The sequence below is a fragment of the Neisseria sp. P0021.S007 genome (assembly GCF_051956855.1).
In genome coordinates this window covers 181003-198183 of record NZ_JBQCXA010000003.1, presented here as the reverse complement: position 1 = coordinate 198183, position 17181 = coordinate 181003, and the positions used below count along the sequence as shown (strand labels likewise).

Annotated in this window: 17 protein-coding genes and 1 tRNA gene; 9 read left to right on the top strand and 9 right to left on the bottom strand. The window is 50.3% G+C overall.

The genetic code is table 11. The features are described from left to right. Window positions 1-43: 43 nt before the first annotated feature. The 4 genes from ACTHUR_RS06310 to ACTHUR_RS06295 form a co-directional block, all read right to left on the bottom strand. Window positions 44-1282 (bottom strand): NAD(P)/FAD-dependent oxidoreductase, encoded by a 1239-nt coding sequence (locus ACTHUR_RS06310; protein WP_004520074.1) that lies wholly within the window; start codon window positions 1280-1282, stop codon window positions 44-46. 133 nt (window positions 1283-1415) lie between these two features. Further along, window positions 1416-3734, bottom strand: coding sequence for an MMPL family transporter (locus ACTHUR_RS06305; protein ID WP_004520075.1), 2319 nt, complete (start codon window positions 3732-3734; stop codon window positions 1416-1418). Window positions 3735-3827: 93 nt separating this feature from the next. Continuing rightward, window positions 3828-4445, bottom strand: coding sequence for a 4'-phosphopantetheinyl transferase family protein (locus tag ACTHUR_RS06300; RefSeq protein WP_004520076.1), 618 nt, complete (start codon window positions 4443-4445; stop codon window positions 3828-3830). Between the two features lie 52 nt (window positions 4446-4497). Beyond that, the gene (locus tag ACTHUR_RS06295; RefSeq protein ID WP_224783355.1) at window positions 4498-5010 is read right to left on the bottom strand and encodes a hypothetical protein; all 513 of its coding nucleotides are present in this window, start codon (window positions 5008-5010) and stop codon (window positions 4498-4500) included. A gap of 199 nt (window positions 5011-5209) precedes the next feature. Between ACTHUR_RS06295 and ACTHUR_RS06290 the strand changes: the two genes are divergently transcribed. Further along, window positions 5210-5302 (top strand) — tRNA-Ser (locus tag ACTHUR_RS06290). An 80-nt stretch (window positions 5303-5382) separates the two neighbouring features. Continuing rightward, window positions 5383-5943, top strand: a complete 561-nt coding sequence (locus tag ACTHUR_RS06285; protein WP_004520078.1) for a pseudouridine synthase — start codon at window positions 5383-5385, stop codon at window positions 5941-5943. Between the two features lie 55 nt (window positions 5944-5998). Here the strand turns inward: ACTHUR_RS06285 and ACTHUR_RS06280 are convergent, their stop codons facing one another. The 5 genes from ACTHUR_RS06280 to ACTHUR_RS06260 form a co-directional block, all read right to left on the bottom strand. Next, window positions 5999-6805, bottom strand: a complete 807-nt coding sequence (locus ACTHUR_RS06280; protein ID WP_003685136.1) for a DUF4198 domain-containing protein — start codon at window positions 6803-6805, stop codon at window positions 5999-6001. A 151-nt stretch (window positions 6806-6956) separates the two neighbouring features. Continuing rightward, the gene (radA, locus tag ACTHUR_RS06275; protein WP_004520079.1) at window positions 6957-8333 is read right to left on the bottom strand and encodes a DNA repair protein RadA; all 1377 of its coding nucleotides are present in this window, start codon (window positions 8331-8333) and stop codon (window positions 6957-6959) included. Between the two features lie 74 nt (window positions 8334-8407). Then, window positions 8408-8944, bottom strand: a complete 537-nt coding sequence (locus ACTHUR_RS06270) for a hypothetical protein (RefSeq protein WP_004520080.1) — start codon at window positions 8942-8944, stop codon at window positions 8408-8410. Between the two features lie 89 nt (window positions 8945-9033). Beyond that, the gene (locus ACTHUR_RS06265) at window positions 9034-10506 is read right to left on the bottom strand and encodes a S41 family peptidase (protein WP_004520081.1); all 1473 of its coding nucleotides are present in this window, start codon (window positions 10504-10506) and stop codon (window positions 9034-9036) included. Window positions 10507-10721: 215 nt separating this feature from the next. Beyond that, window positions 10722-12629 (bottom strand): murein hydrolase activator EnvC family protein, encoded by a 1908-nt coding sequence (locus ACTHUR_RS06260; RefSeq protein WP_070695489.1) that lies wholly within the window; start codon window positions 12627-12629, stop codon window positions 10722-10724. A gap of 173 nt (window positions 12630-12802) precedes the next feature. On the opposite strand from ACTHUR_RS06260, the gene ACTHUR_RS06255 reads away from it, so the two are divergent. From ACTHUR_RS06255 to ACTHUR_RS06225, 7 genes are all read left to right on the top strand, one after another. Continuing rightward, on the top strand, window positions 12803-13348 hold the full coding sequence (locus ACTHUR_RS06255) for a CreA family protein (RefSeq protein ID WP_070695492.1): 546 nt from the start codon (window positions 12803-12805) through the stop codon (window positions 13346-13348). Window positions 13349-13378: 30 nt separating this feature from the next. After that, on the top strand, window positions 13379-13927 hold the full coding sequence (locus tag ACTHUR_RS06250; protein ID WP_004520085.1) for a YqgE/AlgH family protein: 549 nt from the start codon (window positions 13379-13381) through the stop codon (window positions 13925-13927). Further along, a complete protein-coding gene (gene ruvX, locus ACTHUR_RS06245; protein ID WP_004520086.1) occupies window positions 13920-14375 on the top strand; it encodes a Holliday junction resolvase RuvX in 456 nt (151 codons plus the stop codon). The genes ACTHUR_RS06250 and ruvX overlap by 8 nt, the downstream gene beginning before the upstream one ends. Before the next feature lie 163 nt (window positions 14376-14538). Then, a complete protein-coding gene (locus tag ACTHUR_RS06240; protein WP_070695494.1) occupies window positions 14539-14961 on the top strand; it encodes a YidB family protein in 423 nt (140 codons plus the stop codon). Between the two features lie 149 nt (window positions 14962-15110). Continuing rightward, window positions 15111-15659, top strand: a complete 549-nt coding sequence (locus ACTHUR_RS06235) for a carboxymuconolactone decarboxylase family protein (RefSeq protein WP_039862234.1) — start codon at window positions 15111-15113, stop codon at window positions 15657-15659. A 124-nt stretch (window positions 15660-15783) separates the two neighbouring features. Then, window positions 15784-16875 carry an acyl-CoA dehydrogenase family protein gene (locus ACTHUR_RS06230; RefSeq protein WP_049336464.1) on the top strand — a complete coding sequence of 364 codons (1092 nt, stop codon included), beginning with the start codon at window positions 15784-15786 and terminating at the stop codon, window positions 16873-16875. Between the two features lie 85 nt (window positions 16876-16960). Further along, complete coding sequence (locus tag ACTHUR_RS06225; protein WP_003747315.1) at window positions 16961-17131, top strand: rubredoxin; 171 nt, start codon at window positions 16961-16963, stop codon at window positions 17129-17131. The last annotated feature ends 50 nt before the right edge of the window (window positions 17132-17181 follow it).

Genomic DNA, 17181 nt, shown 5'->3' with positions numbered 1-17181 from the left:
CCTGTTCTGTTTTCAGTCTAGGCCGTCTGAAATACATTCGTCCTTATTCTACCTTCAAATCGCCCACCAATGCGGCAAGTGTGGACAAGCGTTGCTCGGATTTTTCCACGAATGGATTATCCGTATCCCAAGCGTAGCCTGCCAAAATAGACGAAATCATGCGGCTGATTTCAGGACTGCGGTTGGGCGCGTAGATGGCATTTTGGAAGCGGAAATCGTACCAACCGTTTACATAAGTGCGGAACGCGTTCACGCCGATCATCAGTTGGTCGGCAAATTCGGTTTGCCAATCGGCAGCTTCGCCTTTGAGCTGCTTGCCCAACAAATCGGCAGCCAGTTTGGCAGAGTGCAGGGCAATGGTTACTCCGGAGGAGAAGACTGGGTCGAGGAATTCGGCGGCGTTGCCCAAAAGAGCAAAATGTTTGCCGTATAAGGTTTTCACGTTGGCGGAATAGCCTTGGATAGAGCGGAACGGAAAGTCGTTTTCCCAAACGGCTTTATCTAAAATTTCCGCCAGCATCGGGCATTCGTACACAAATTTTTTCAACACGGCTTCTGATTCGCCGGCCAGTTTGTCGGGCGTGCCGACAACGCCGATGGAGCAACGGTTGTCGCCGAAAGGAATCAGCCAAATCCAGACATCGCGATGTTCAGGGTGCGTGTTGATCAGGATTTTATTGCGGTCGAATTTCGGGCTGGTGATGTTGTCGTCGATATGCGTGAAGTGGGCTTGGCGCGGAGGCAGCTCGGACGGACTTTCCAAATCTAAAAGGCGGGGCAGGACGCGACCGTAACCGCTGGCATCCAAAACGAATTTGGCAGTCAGTTCATAGTTTTCGCCTGTATCGGTCGCAACGCTCAAACGTGCCACATTGTCACTGTTGTCAAACGCGGTTACGCCGTGTCCGAAGCGGACATCGACGCCTTGTTTTGCCGCTTCATCAATCAGGATTTTGTCGAAGATGCCGCGGCGCACTTGATAAATAGTACCGGGGCCGTCTGAAAATTTTTCAGTAAAGTTGAAATCTGTGTAACGGCTGCCCCATGAAAACGCAGCACCGTCTTTAAATTGAAAGCTGGGTTCGGCATGCACTGCATCGGCAAAACCGGCTTCTTCCAACATTTCCATGCAATGCGGCAACAGGCTTTCGCCGATGACAAAGCGCGGGAAATGTTGTTTTTCCAATACGCAAACTTTAAAGCCTTGTTTGTTCAGCAAAGCGGAAGCAACCGAACCTGAAGGGCCTGCGCCGATAACGGCAACGTCAAATTCTACGGACATTTGAAAATACCTTTGATTTTAATGATAAATAATGTTTAATCCATCGCCTGAAATTTTTCAGACGGCCTTTTGCAACTTGGCGATAGAAGTTGAAAAAAATATCGCTTCAACTTCAATCGCCTTCATCTTTTGTCTAATTTTTCAACAATGTGCCTGCCAGCCAAATATTGAATGCCACACCGATGGTAACCGTCATACCGAACGCGGCAACGGCGGGCGTGCTGCTGATGGCGAGCAGGGCAAAGGAAATGGCTGTTGTAGCGGCGGCAAGCAGCATACCGCCTAATTTTGCCGGCGCGCTGTGATGTGCAGTAGCGGCATAGACGGCATAGTCCACGCCGATGGCGGATACTAAAAGCAGGCCGAACATGGCAAACAGGCTGACGGGAATGCCGGCCAAACCGAGTACGGCAACGGTGCAGATGGCGGCGGCCAGCGGCACGGCAAGGATTTTGCTGCCGCGTTTGAAACCAAACATTTTCCACAAGAGCAGCCATGCCAACACATAGGAAGCCAGTTTCAACCATGCGGCCTGATTGCGCGTGTGGTGGAAAAGCTCGTTTAAGTGGGCGCGCTTGTCAGCCCAATGTACGCCGGAGACGTGTTGCGCCACGGCGCGTACGGCGGCTTCATCGGTCATGCCGTTCAAACGCACGACGGCAGCAAAATGGCCTGGTTCCACTTCGCCCAAATACAAGGAACGCCAAGCCTCTGCCAAATCGGTATTCAGGCCGTCTGAAAGCGACAATGGTTGCGTATCGGCAGCTTGCAGCAGGGCATCGCGCACGGTTTTGCGAGGAATACCGATTTCTGTGAGCGGTTTCCAGCTATCAGGCAATTTGGTCAATTCGCGCAGGCGGTTTTGCAGTTTTTGCTGTTCCGTTGTCGGCAGGATGAATTGGTCGGGCGATTGGATGCCGGACAGTTTGCCTTGCGCGATTAAGGGCTGCAGGGCACGACCGAGTTCGGCGGTTTTCTTCAATAGGGCATCTTCGCTTTGTGCTTCGGCCACCAAATATTTTCCACCAAAATCCGTGCCGCTCAACTGGCCGATTTGTTGTACCTCGGCCAACATCGCGGTCGGCATATTGACCCATTGACGGATGTCGTCACGCCAGTCGCTGCGCCATAATCCGACTGCCAGCAAAATTCCGCCCACGATTAACCAGCCGCGTTTGTGCAGGCGGTTTTTCAGACGGCCTGACAAGGAATAGAGCTTTTCGGTTAATGCGGCAAAAGGCACGGTTTTGGCACGGTAGTGGCGAAACAGCGGCGGCAGCCATAAAACGGTGGCACCAAACGCGCCAAATAAGGCGAAGCCTGAAAACACGGCGGTTTGGCGCAGTACAGGCAAAGGGGTGAACCACAGCAGCGCGTAGCCCAAGACGGTAATTGTCAGGCTGACGGCAAAACTTGGCAAGACATGTTTCATTGCTGATTCAGCCTGCCAAACGGTCTTTTCAGACGGCCCGAATACCGACGGAGCAAGCCAGTGCAACGGGAAATCCACCAACATACCCACCAGGCTGGTGCCGATGACGATGGTCAGGATATGCACTTCGCCGAAGGTTAATAACGCAACTGCCAATCCGGTCAACATGCCGGCTGCCAACGGCAAAGACAGCAAAAACACGCGGCCGCTGCGGAAGACCCACAACAGCAGCGCAAAGGTCAGCCCAAGTCCGACCATGCTCATCAGCCGGCTTTCTTTTTCTGCGGCTGCTTTGGATACAGCGGCGAACAATGCGCCGCCTGCGCTTAAGGTTTCCGCGCCGTTTTCCGAAGCGATTTGACGGCTTTGCGCCATCAGCGGCAAGAGGGCGTCGTTGCCGGAAAATTGATCGCCGCCGGCGAGCCGTCCGCGTAAAAATACCCAAGTTTTGCCTTGGTCTTCGGCAAACAGCATGCCGTTGTCCATGTCCCACTGCAAACGGCTTTGCGGATTGGCTTTGTCGGCAACAAAGCGTCCAAAGCCCAGCCAGTCTTGTTCTAAAGACAAAGGGGAGGGAGCGGCAAAAGGATTGGCCACGGCTTCTGCGCGCGCTTGAAAATAGGCTTTCGGCTGCTCAAACAGCAGGCGGATTTCGTCTTGCGGCAAAACGGCCAAGCCTAGTTTCTGCATATCCGCCCGCACTTTATCCAAATTCGGCGTCATGCTACTGTCGACTTGTTCAAATACGCCGCTCTTGCGCCATGCATCGGCAATTTGTGCGGCCGTCTGAAAAGCAGTTTCGGCATCGGTACTGCCGGCAAGCAAAATGACTTGCGAATTGAGCTGCGCTTCTGCAGCTTTATCCGCAGCCGTCAGTAAGGCATCGGGTTGCTGCTCGCTTGGCAATAACGCGGTCAAATCGGTTTGGATACGCGTTTGTGAAGCAAAGGCATAAACCAAAAACAGGGTAAGAAACAGGATAAGGGCAGTATAGAGGCGGTTTAGGAGGCGAAGATTCATCGTTCAGACGGCCTTTTGCAAATGCTGCTGTTGGTGTGTGGAATAAGTAAAAGTCCAGTAAATTAAATCAGATTATTATTAGTTTGTCAGTTGTTAGATAGTTTGCCGGTCGGTTAAGTCATTGAGCTTGAGTGAGCCGAAAAACTGCCATTGCAGAGCGACGGTTTTTTCCTTCCAAACGCAGGCAATTGCCATCGTATCCGCCAAAATCGCGCTTGTGCCGCGCCAATCGGTTTGCTTTCCAGCGCGTAAACCGACGGGTTGCCCTGAATCGAAAACATAGCCGACCGATTTCATGTCTGACGGAAAATCCAAATTTGCCGCTTTAATCAATGCTTCTTTGAAACACCATAATCGGTAAAACGTTTCAGACGGCCAGTTTGCCGTTTCCAAATAGTCTTGTTCTTCCTGCGAGCAGATCAAAGCCGACAGCGCTTTAAAATCGCGCGGTCGGATAAATTCGATATCGACACCGGCTGTTAAGGGATGAAGCGCACACAATAAAGCGGCAAAGCCTTGGCTGTGGCTCAGCGATACAGCCGGTAAATCGGTTTGCTGTTTTAATGCTCGGCTGACTTGCCAGTCTTGACGCTGCGCCAGTTGCGGCGTGGCAGCCAAACGTTGTGAATCGGCTGCATTTAGAGACGCATGATCGTAGCAGGCGGCAAAAGACGAATCGGCCAGCAGGCAGTGAAGGGGTGTCGTATCCATAAAATAGAAAAATGCCAAACTTCATATTGAAGTCCGGCATTTTTGACATTGCTTAGTGGAAGCTGCCTTTCAAAACCACACGGCTGTTGAATGTAGCGATGTGGCATTCGTATTCGTTACCGCCTTTGGTTACTTTGTCAAAGTAGCTAACCAGATGAACGGATTTGGCTTTTTTACGAAGTGCAGTGCTTTGGAAGCGTTTAACCGCGCTCAGGAATGCGCGTTGGCAGGTTTCATCAGGGGTTTTGCCGACTGAGTTGGAGATTTGACGGGAAGTCAAAGTCGCTCCGGATGTGCTGCCGTAGTGAACGCGGATACTAGGATCCAAAGCGGATTTGGCTTCGGCAGAGTTCAAAGCTACATCGACTTTACACATATAAATGTCGTTTTGACCTTTGCCATTGACTTTATGGCCTTCACCCATGCTGCGGCAGGCAGAACCGGCGGCAGTTGTTTTTGGAGTAGAAGTTTGAGAGGAGGAAGTAGATGGTTGGGAATTGCCGGATTGTGAGCAAGCGGCAAGCATCAGGGCGGATACGGCAACCAAAGCAGAAAAACGTAACATACGAACTCCTTTGTAATAAGGGGTGTGAAAAAAGGTTTACAGAAAACAAAATCATTTTAACATATATGAAAGAAGTATAAAAATAGGATGATGTAAAAAATATTATATTTTTATTTAAATGATTTCATGGTGTTAAGAAAGTTTGGGGCGGTCATGCTTGACGAAGGAGGGCAGAAAGCGTATATTGCGGTCTTCCTTAGGAGTAATGGCTGAGAGGCTGAAGGCACTTCCCTGCTAAGGAAGCATGTGGGGTCAACCTGCATCGAGGGTTCGAATCCCTCTTACTCCGCCAAATATGAAAGACACCGTTTATACGGTGTCTTTTTTATTATCCGGAATTTCTTGGAATCCAAGGCCGTCTGAAAGTGTGAAATGAACGATTTGATTATTCTAAACAAGCCTTATGGCGTGATTTGCCAGTTTTCTGCACATGAAAAACATCAGTGCCTTAAGGATTTTGTCGAGAAACCGGGATTTTATCCGGCCGGCCGTTTGGATACGGACAGCGAGGGTTTGCTGCTGCTGACCAATAATGGCCGTTTGCAGGCGCAGATTGCCGACCCGAAATTCAAGCAGGTTAAAACTTATTGGGCGCAGGTGGAGGGTTCTCCTGATGAAGCCAAATTGGATTTATTGCGCCGTGGCGTAGATTTGGGCGATTTTGTCACCCGTCCGGCCGAGGTCAGGGTATTGGAAGAAGGTGAAGCGGATGTTTTATGGCCGCGCGTGCCGCCGATTCGCGTGCGTAAGTCCGTGCCTGATTTTTGGGTGGAAATTAAAATTTCGGAAGGGAAAAACCGCCAAGTGCGAAGGATGACTGCGAAAGCAGGCTTTCCGTGTTTACGCTTGGTCCGCGTGGCAATAGGCCGTCTGAATCTGTTTGATTTGAATTTGGAATTGGGACAATGGCGGTTTGCGCCGCATCGTCCTTAAATAGGATGAATAAAGGCCGTCTGAACTATTCAGACGGCCTTTTGTTATGGAAAAATCAATGATGTGAATGACCGATTTGGAAGGTCAAAGTGGTGTAGTTCGCCTGCTTTTGGCACACGCTTTGATCGGGGAAATCGGCTTTGTGTTCTACGCTGGCTTTCCAGAAACCTTGGCGCAATGGAATGATGCTGACTTCGCCTTTGTCATCGGTGGTATCGGAGAAGGCTTGGGCTTCGGTTTTATGGGTTTTGCTGCGGTCGCTGGTGTCGAAGCCGTCAAATGTGGCGGTAACGGTGGCGTTAGGCAGCGGCTCGCCATTGAAGAGGACGCGGACTTTGAAGCGTTCGCCGACGTGGACGTTGGCAGGGTTGTCCAAAGGTACGATTTCCAAATGTTGGCCGACTTGTTTGGTGATGATGGCGGTATCTGCGCTTTCGTGGCCGACATTGACGATGTTTTTGCCGAACATACGGGTTTGTTCGCAATAGCTTGCATCAGGCATTTCTTTGATGCTTGCCTGCTTCCAGCCCGCGCTGTTTTTTGACCAGAAAGTCGGTTGGTATTCGGCGGTTACCAAGTAGCTGCCGTCTTTGACCGGCAGTTTGCTGCGGTATTGGTAATTGTATGTGCCTTTTTGAATCATGTTTTCTTTGCCTTTTTCAGTCACCAGTTGCATGGGTTTGCTGAAAATGTGCAGGCGGTCTTTGGCGATAGGTTCAAGCTCAGGGAATTCGCCATAGCCCAATTCGGCTTCAAGGTATTCGCCGCCATGTGTGTGGGCGGTTTCAACCCAAACGCGATGGGCGTGTGCGGCAGTGCTGAACAGGAAGGCGGATGCGATAAGCAAAGCGGTTTTTTTCATGATTTCTCTCCGATTTTCGATGTGTAGAAAAGATAGAACAAAGTCGTTCGTTATAATATAACAAAATTATTTAAATTTAAAGAGAGGCCGTCTGGAAGTTTTCAGACGGCCTTTTAGCTGATTGTTTTTTGAGTCGGATTATTGAAACGGTTTAGTCCCCGTCACGACAGACGTCAATCGCTTCCTGCAAACTGCTGACGCCGTAGATTTTCAGGTTTGGAAACTCTTTGTCATGGCGCGGCATATTGGCCTTGGGAACGATGGCGCGTTTGAAGCCGAGTTTTTCCGCTTCTTTGAGCCGCTCTTGTCCGCGTGCGACGGGGCGGACTTCGCCGCTTAGGCCGATTTCGCCGAAAACCACGGTTTTTTCGGGCATGGGGCGGTTGCGGAAGCTGGAGAGCATGGCGAGGATGACGGCAAGGTCGGCGGCGGGTTCGCCGATTTTGACGCCGCCGACGGCATTGAGGAACACGTCTTGGTCGAAACAGGCGATGCCGCCGTGGCGGTTTAGGACGGCGAGCAACATGGAGAGGCGGTTTTGTTCGAGGCCGACTGTGAGGCGTTTGGGGGTGAAGCCGTGCGCGTCATCGACCAATGCCTGAATTTCGACCAAAAGCGGGCGGCTGCCTTCCTGTGTGACCAAAACGCACGAACCGGGCGTGTCGTCGCGGTAGCTGGCAAGGAAGATGGCGGACGGGTTGGATACGCCTCTCAAACCGTTTTCGGTCATGGCGAATACGCCCAATTCGTTTGCCGCGCCGAAGCGGTTTTTGATGGCACGTATCATGCGGTAGTTGGAATGTTGGTCGCCTTCGAAATACAGCACGGTATCGACCATGTGTTCCAATACGCGCGGGCCGGCAATCGCGCCGTCTTTGGTAACGTGTCCGACCAGTATCATGGCGATGCCCATTTGTTTCGCCATGCGCGTCAGTTGGGCGGCACACTCGCGCACCTGCGACACGGAGCCGGGGGCGGAAGTGATTTGGTCGGAATACATAGTTTGGATGGAATCAATGACCACGACTGCGGGCTGATGCTGTTTCAAGGCCGTCTGAATCGCTTCCATGCGGATTTCGGCAAGCAGGTTCACGCCTTCGGTGGGCAGTTCCAAACGTTGCGCACGCAGGGCGACTTGTTGGGCGGATTCCTCGCCGGAAATGTACAGCACTTTGCGACTTTGCGCCATTTTGGCAATGGTTTGTAACAGCAGCGTGGATTTGCCGATGCCGGGGTCGCCGCCGAGCAGGATGACCGCTCCATCGACCAAACCACCGCCCAATACGCGGTCAAGCTCGCCCATGCCGGTCGGATTACGCGGCACTTCGGTCGCGGTAACGGCAGAGAGGGATTGGATGGTCGAGGTGTCCGCCGCCCAAGATTGGAAGCGGGCGTTTTTCGGTTCGGGCGCGGCCAGGCTTTCCTGAAGTGTGTTCCACTCGCCGCAATGCGGGCATTTACCCTGCCATTTTGGGGAAGTACCACCGCATTCGGAACATTGGTAGATGGTTTTGGGGGCTTTTGCCATGGTGTTTTGTTTCCGCAGTATTTTAGTGGGAAGGCCGTCTGAAAAGTGAGGGAGGTTTTCAGACGGCCTTGAGATTATGGGTGTGTTTTTTTGCTGTTTTCAAGATGGTTGAGTATTTTATCCGGATCTTGTTTAAAGTAGCTGGTTTGGTTGCCACTGGCTTTGTCAGTCAATTCCAACATACCGGGCAGGCCTTTGATGATGAGGATTCTGGCTTTTATGGTACTTTTTTCACCTATTTTTTGTTTGTTTTGTTCTTCTTTGCCGTTGATGGAGGTTTTATAGTCAGTTACGGTTTGGTGGATTTCTTGTTTTTTCTCGTCAAATGTCCAATTAAAGTCCTGTCTGATGGTGAAGATTTTGTTGGTGGCTTTGAAACTCATTATGGCGATGTCTGTGCCAGTGTTGTCGGGGTTAAAGATGGTTGTGTTGATAAGAGCGCCTTCTTCGTTTTCGACTGCATTTCCCCAGAAGCCGTGTAGGTTTTCACTGGTGATTTTGTTGGCAATGTACATCTCAGAGGCTTGTTCGGGTTTGGCTGCCGATGATACCGGGGAGTTTAGGAGGAATAGGCTGGTCAGTGCGGGGAGGATGAGTCTGGAAATGTTCATGTTTGTTCTTACCTTGGAGTAGGGAGGTGTTTATAGGCCGTCTGAAAATGGAAAGTTTTCAGACGGCCTTTTATCGGATAAAGATGGGTTTATTTTTTGCTGTCTTTATCCGCATCTTTTTTCGGAGCAGGTTTTTTCGCTGCCAAACCCAAAGATTTTTGCCATTCGGCTGGATTTTTCACCAAGTCCAAGGCTTTGCGGAGTTGATCATCTTTGGCCGGATTTGGAATGCGGCGGCTGGAGATGTCTTCGTCTTTGTCTTTTTTGGACTTGTCTTTATCGGCTTTGGTTTCTGCGTTGGCAGGCGTTTCAGTGCTGCTGTTGACGTCTTGGCCGCCCAACGGATTGCCGATATGGCCGACCAAATCGGCTTCGCGGCTTTCAAAAGCGCGGTCTTTGTCTTTGACTTCAACGTCAGGAACAATGCCTTGCGCTTGAATCGAGCGGTCGTTTGGTGTGTAGTAAAGGGCGGTGGTCAGTTTAACTGCGCTGCCGCCGGAAAGCGGAATCAGGGTCTGTACTGAGCCTTTGCCGAAACTTTGTGTGCCGACGACGACGGCGCGTTTGTGGTCTTGCAATGCACCGGCAACGATTTCGGAAGCGGAGGCCGAGCCTGCGTTAATCAGGACGGTCATAGGAATGGTTTTCAGCTCGGCAGGCAATCCTGCCAACGGGTCTTTGCCGCTGGTGGTGATGTAGTCTTCGGCAGTTGCTTTGAGTACCATGCCTTCTTTTTTGTTGCGGCCTTTGGTGCTGACAACGGTTACGTCAGGTTGCAGGAAGGCTGCGGATACGCCGACTGCACCGTTGAGCAGGCCGCCCGGGTCGTCGCGCAAGTCGAGGATGATGCCTTTGAGCGGACCTTTGTTTTCTTTGACAAGGGCTTGCGCAGCTTCGTTGAGTGCGGCAACAGTGCGCTCTTGGAATTGGGAGACGCGGATGTAGCCGTAGTCTTTTTCAAGCAGATGATGGCGCACGCTTTTGACTTTGATGATGGCGCGGGTCAGGTTGACGACGATGGGTTTGTCGGCATTTTTGCGTGAAAGGGTCAGGGTGATTTTGGTACCCGGTTTGCCGCGCATTTTTTTGACGGCTTCGCTGACGGTCAGGCCGCGCGTAGAGGTATTGTCGATTTTGACGATGAAGTCGCCACTTTTTACGCCGGCGCGTTCTGCCGGAGTGTCTTCAATCGGGGCAACGACTTTGACGAAGCCGTCTTCTTGTCCGATTTCCATGCCCAGGCCGCCGAATTCGCCGCTGGTAGATTCTTTCATTTCGGCATAGCCTTTTTTGTCCATATACTCGGAATGCGGATCGAGATCGGACACCATGCCTTTCATTGCGCCTTCAAAAAGCTCGGCATCGGGTTTGTCTTGGTAATAGTTGGCTTTGATTTGGCCGTACACTTCTGCCATGGTGCGGATGGTTTGCACGGGCAGGGCCTCGTTGTCTTTTTTGTCTTTTTCGGCGGCAAAACTTTGTACACTCAGACTGAGGGCGATGCCGCTAAATGCGCCGAGAGTGTAGATTGCAACTTTTTTTAAAGTAGATTTTGTTGACATTCGTTTGACTTTCTTTTTGTGTACGGTAAGCAAAGTGGTTTTTGTTTTCTCTGAACCCGTTGACTTTATGTGATTTAAACGCTTGGAACAATAAGTTTAAGGTAAAAGTTTGTTGTTTAATGTGCTGAACAGGCGTGAAAATCGTGTTTTATTGTAGTTTATGATGAAAATTCAGACGGCCTGAAGGGGAAAATTCACTCAGGCCGTCTGAAACATCAGTTAATCCATGAAAGCGGATTCATGACTTGTCCGTTGTAGCGGACTTCAAGGTAAAGGCCGGTTTCGCCCGACGGCAAAGTGCCGCTGGTGCCGATTTTGCTGCCGGCATTGACGGCGTAGTTTTGGGAGATGTCGATTTCGTTCAGGCCGGAGTAAATGCTGACATAGCCGTCGCCGTGGTCGAGGACGACTACTTTGCCGTAGCCTTCAAGCTCGCCGGCAAAAGTAACCGTGCCTGAGGCAATGCTGCTGACCGGAGCAGGAATGGTATTGTAGAACACGCCTTTCCAAACTTCGCCATCGCCGCGGTCTTGACCGAACAGGCCTGCCAATGTACCGTTAACTGGTTTTTTCAGACGGCCTTGCATACGGCTGAAGCTGTTGGCGTTGCTGACGGTCAAGCCTTGGGTGTTCGGGGCTTGCAGTTTCATGTCTTCGTCAGTCAGCGTAGACATGGCGGCGCGTTCGGCTTCGGCTTTTTGTTGGGCGGCAGCCTGCTCTTTGCGTGCTTTTTCAGCGGCGGCCAAACGGGCTTCGGCGGCTTTTTTACGCGCTTCGGCTTCGGCTTTGCGTTGCTCGGCTTTGCGTTTTTCCAAATCTTTCAAGAGATTATTGAGGCGCTGCTCGTTTTCTCTGTGGTTGATTTTCTTTTGCGCTTCTTTGGCCATTTGCGCGTTTTGACGGCGGCTTTCGGCTTGTTCGGCGGTATTGGTCACGCCTTGTTGACGCAACGAAGCTTGGATATTGGCTTGCAGTTTTTTCAGGTAAGCCAATTCATTGTTGATTTTTTGTTCTTGCGCCGCCAGCTCTTTCTGTTGTTTTTCCAAGTCTCTCATAACTTGGTCGTTGGCGTTGTTGATATAACGTGTGTAACGCAGGAAGCGGGTTTTTTGACCGGCATCGGCGTTTTTCAGAAAGAGGGCGACCGCGTTGGGCTGACTGTTTTTATAGTTGCCGGACACAAAGCGCGAAATTTGGGCGCGTGTGTTGGAAACTTCGGCTTTTAACTGGTTGGCATCGGCATTGAGTTTTTGGAATTTTTCCCAAGCGTCGCGTTGTTTGCGGTTGATGCCGGAGAGGTTGTTGCGTGTTTGTTGCAGCTGTTTGAGCGTGGCATTGACATGGATAATGAAACCCTCATTGCGTTTGGCAAAGGATTTCTTGGTTTCCATATCGTTGGCGGCGGCAGTTACGGCTGCTTTGAAATCGTTGTCGGCTGAAGAAGCGACTTTAGGCTCAACTTTAGGCTCGGCTTTTTTGTTTTGCTCTTTGGCTTTTGTGTCTTTTTTAGCGTCTTTTTTGTCTTCGACAGCTTTTTTGGCGGACTCTTTAGCTTCGGCCTTTTTGTCTTCGGATGCTTTTTTTACGGGCTCTTTGGTTTTTTTGCCGTCTTTTTTATCTTCAGCTACTTTTTTAGCAGGCTCTTTGGCTTTGGTTTCCTTAGGGTCTGCTTTTTTTACGGGTTCTTTGGCTTTGCTGTCTTTTTTATCTTCAACAGGTTTCTTGTCTTGTTCTTTGGCTTTGCCGGATTTTGCGGCTGCAGCTTTTTTGTCTTTGGCTGTTTCTTTAGGCTCTTCTGCTTTGCGGTTGGCCTTTTTATTGTCAGCCGCGGCCTCGGTGGCTTTAGCCGGTTTGTTTTTGTCTGAAGCGCGTTCGTTTTTGTCGGCGGTGTCCTTCTCTTTGGATACTTTGGCTTTAACCGCTTTTTTGCCTTCCTCTTTTTCTTTTACGGCTTGTTTTTTTGGGGTTTCTTTTTTGACATCTGCCTTGGCGGCTTCTTTCTCTTTTTTCACGGGCGCAGCTTTTTTGACGGCGGTCGCTTTTTCTTTCGGCGCGTCTTTGGCAGCATAGGTTGGCAGGGAGAAGCTGAGCAACAGGGCGAGAATGAGGGGTTTGTAACGCATGGTTCGATCTTGCTATCAAAGTAGGAACAATAGGACGGATTATACTGTCTGTCAGGCCGTCTGAAAATAATATCGGGTTGCAATATGGACGAACGGTCTTATATAGTAACGATAGAGTGGGCGGACGGGGTTTAGTCTGCCTGGAAACTGACAGTCTGCATCGACAGGATATTATGAAAAAATATTTATTAGTAGTGTTGGGCGCCATGGTTTTGGCGGCTTGCGGTGACAATACCGATAAAATCGGACGCGCCAGTACGGTGTTTCATATGCTGGGTAAAAACGACCGTATTGAAGTGGAAGGTTTTGACGATCCTGATGTGCAGGGGATTGCCTGTTATATTTCGTACGCAAAAAAAGGCGGTTTGAAAGAAACGGTCAATCTGGAAGAAGATGCCAGCGACGCATCCGTTTCCTGTGTGCAAAGTGCGGAAGTCATCCGTTATAACGAGGCTGCGGTTTTGAAACCGCGACAAGTGTTCAAACGCAGTGCCAGCATAGCATTTAAGAGCCAACAGATTATCCGCTACTACGATCCGAAACGTAAGTCTTTCGCTTATTTGGTGTACAGCGATAAAATCGTTCAAGGTTCGCCGAAAAACTCTTTGAGCGCGGTATCGTGTTTTGCCCATGCGAAAACCGATACGCCGGTACCGGCAGGCGGCGCAGTTTACGGTGCGTGCGTGGTGGATGCGCCGGTTACCGACGGACAAAAATAATAAAATCAGCTTATAGATATTAAGAAGAATATGAATTTAGCCAACCATTTCCTGATTGCCATGCCTCATATGGACGATCCGTTTTTTACGGATACGGTCATTTATGTGTGCGAACACGATGAAGAAGGTGCGCTGGGCATCATCATCAACAAGCCTTCGCCGATTACCATGGACATGATTTTCGCCGCCGCCGACCGCAATATCCCGTTGCGCCTGCAACATGAAAACGTGATGATGGGCGGGCCGGTTCAGATTGAGCGCGGCTATGTCGTGCATACGCCGATCGGGCGCTGGCAAAACAGCATGGTGGTAACTGATAATGTGGCGCTGACTTCTTCGCGCGATGTGATTGAAAACTTGTCTAAAGAAGGTGCAGTGGACAAGGCTTTGATCAGCATTGGTTATTCGAAATGGGGTAAAGGGCAGTTGGAGCGCGAGCTGGCAGAAAATGTTTGGCTGACCGTCCCTGCGGACGAGCATATTCTGTTTGATGTGCCTTACGAGCTTCGTTATGCCGCCGCTTTTGAAAAATTAGGCATCAATCCGAACGCCTTGGTTTCAGGAGTCGGCCATGCCTGATGCACCAAAAGGCACGGTTTTGGCTTTTGATTTCGGCGAGGCGCGTATCGGCGTGGCGCAGGGCGATGCTGAGTTGGGTATGACCCATCCGCTGGCGACGATAACCGGCAACAGCAATGATGAGAAATTTGAGGCCATTGCCAAGCTAGTCAAAGAATGGCAACCCAAGTATTTTGTGGTCGGACTGCCGACGCATACCGATGGCACGGAGCATGAGCTGACCCGTTTGAGCCGTAAATTTGGCCGCCGTTTGCACGGACGTTTTAACTTGCCGGTTTATTGGGTGGACGAAAGGATGTCTTCCCTATACGCGGAAAGCCTGCTTGCTGAAGCGCAAGTATTTGGCCGAAAACAAAAATCCGTACTTGACCAAGTGGCGGCGCAGGCAATTTTACAAGGCTTTTTTGAAGGTGGCGCGGCTGAGTATTTCAATGGCCGCGAAGAATAGTATTATTCATTATAAAGGCCGTCTGAAAATGGGTTTCAGACGGCCTTTGTTTTGTTACGGCTTTGAGATAAAAGAGGTTTAGTTTGGTTAATCCTGATTTTTTCAGCACAAATTTTGCTACACTCCGTTTTCTTTTTTTAGACACAAATACAAGGAAAAAGTCATGGCACTCATGGACAATCTTTTGAATGCGGCTACTCAAATGTTGGGTGGCAACAACGAAAACGGCGCACAAGGTTCTCTGACCGATATGGCGATGGATTTAGTGAAACAGCAAGACGGCGTGGGCAACCTGATCAACCAACTGCAACAAGGCGGTTTGGGCGATGCTCTGAGCAGCTGGGTTTCCAACCAATCCAGCAACCTGCCTGTGTCCGGCAGCGATCTGCAAAATGCTTTGGGCAGCGATACCGTGAACCAAATCGCGCAAAAATTCGGCGTGGATGCCGGCCAAGCAGGCGATTTGTTGGCAAAAGTGTTGCCAGACTTGGTCGATAAAGCGACGCCTAACGGCACGGCTCAAGATGCGGATGGCTTCGGCTTGGACGACATCGCTTCTATGCTACTGAAAAACTTTATGAAATAATGAGTTGAATCATTTGATAAGGCCGTCTGAATCCGTTCAGACGGCCTTATAACTTTTGGTTCGCGGTAAATAACCAATAAGTCTTTTTCTGATGGAGACGGATGGCTTATGATGTGCACTTCATTTCACCAGATAAGAAGGTTATACACATGTCCCGCTTGACCATACACACAGTCGAAACCGCTCCTGAAGCCGCCAAACCACGCATTGAAGCCGTATTGAAAAACAACGGCTTTATTCCTAACCTGATCGGCGTTTTGGCCAATGCGCCTGAAGCTTTGGCGTTTTATCAAGAAGTTGGCAAGCTGAATGCGGCCAACAGCCTTACTGACGGCGAAGTCGAAGTTGTCCAAATTATCGCCGCCCGTACCAACGAATGCGGTTTCTGCGTTGCCGGCCACACCAAACTGGCTACCCTGAAAAAACTGTTGTCCGAACAATCCATCAAAGCCGCACGCGCGTTGGCTGCGGGTGAGTTTGACGATGCCAAACTGAGTGCTTTGGCGACATTCACCCAAGCCGTTATGGCGAAAAAAGGCGCAGTATCCGACGACGAGCTGAAAGCATTCTTCGATGCCGGTTACAACCAACAGCAAGCCGTTGAAGTAGTTATGGGCGTTGCTTTGGCAACCTTGTGCAACTACGTCAACAACCTTGCCAAAACTGAAATCAACCCTGAATTGCAGGCATTTGCCTAATCTCATCAAAGGCCGTCTGAAAATTCAGACGGCCTTTTAGTAAAAAGCAAGGATATCCTTGTTGCCAAGAATAATTCATGAGTAGAACCATCTACGCTTCAAACCTTATTCAGAGGAAAAAATCATGACACGCGAAGCTTTACTGAACAATGTTGCCGAACTCGTTAAAAGCAAGCTGAAACCATTGGTGGACGACATCGACCGCAAAGGCCTGTACCCGAAAGAATTTATGCTGGAATTGGGCAAAATCGGCGGTTTTGCCGCAACCGGTACGGTTGAAGAGGGCGGTAACGGTTTGGGTTTGGCAACGCAAATCGCCGTATTGCGCGAAATCGGTAAAGAATGCGGCGCCACTTCGTTCAGCGCATGGTGTCAGGCGGCTTGCGCGTGGTATCTGCATCAATCCCCCAACCAAGCGGTTAAAGCCAAATATTTGGCCGATATTCTGCAGGGCAAAGTCTTGGCCGGTACGGGCATGTCCAATACCGTCAAACACCTTGCCGGTATCGAAAAACACAATCTGCAAGCCGAACGCGTCGAAGGCGGCTACAAAATCAACGGTGCTTTGCCTTGGGTATCCAATATCGGAGAAGACCACATTTGGGCAAATACCGCCCAAATCGGCGACAGCTATGTGATGTTTATCACCGGCGGTCAATGGGAAGGCGTTACCCTGCAAGATTGCCCTGAGTTCTGCGGTTTGGAAGGCACGCGCACTTACAGCCTGAATTTTAAAGATGTGTTTATTCCCGATGAAGATGTGATCGCTTCGCCTGAGCAGTTCCAGTCTTATATCCCGACCATTAAAGCCGGTTTCATCTTGCTGCAAATAGGTATCGGCGCCGGTGTGATTGACGGTGCGCTCGGCATTATCCGCATGGCCAATGTGGTGAACGCAGAAGTGAACTCATACCTCGACCACAGTTACGATGAGTTGAAAGCTGCGTTGGACGGCGCATGGGCGGAAACCGAACGCCTTGCCGATGATGCGTGGAACAATAAACCTGACACGCTGGCAACCTTGAAACTGCGTGAAGCGGCTGCTGTGTTGGCACTGAACGCCACTCAATCTGCCGCATTGCATGCAGGCGCGAAAGGCTATCTGATGCGCAGTCCGGCGCAACGCCGCGTCCGCGAGGCCATGTTTGTCGCCATCGTAACACCGGCCATCAAACACCTGCGTAAAGAAATCGCCGCTTTGGAAGCAGCTCAATAAATTCAAAATATCAACAATAAAACACACGAAAGGCCGTCTGAAAATACGGTTTCAGACGGCCTTTTTAAAATAGAAGGAATACAAAATGGCTCAATATATGTGCGGCCCTTGCGGCTGGATTTACGATGAAGATGTCGGCGACCCCGAACATGGCCTGCCGGCAGGTACCAAGTTCGAAGACATTCCCGACGACTGGAAATGCCCTGAGTGCGGCGTAGGCAAAGAAGATTTCTACCTTCTGGACTTCACCATATAAATTACCCGATTATTTAATAAAAAGGCCGTCTGAAATTTCAGACGGCCTTT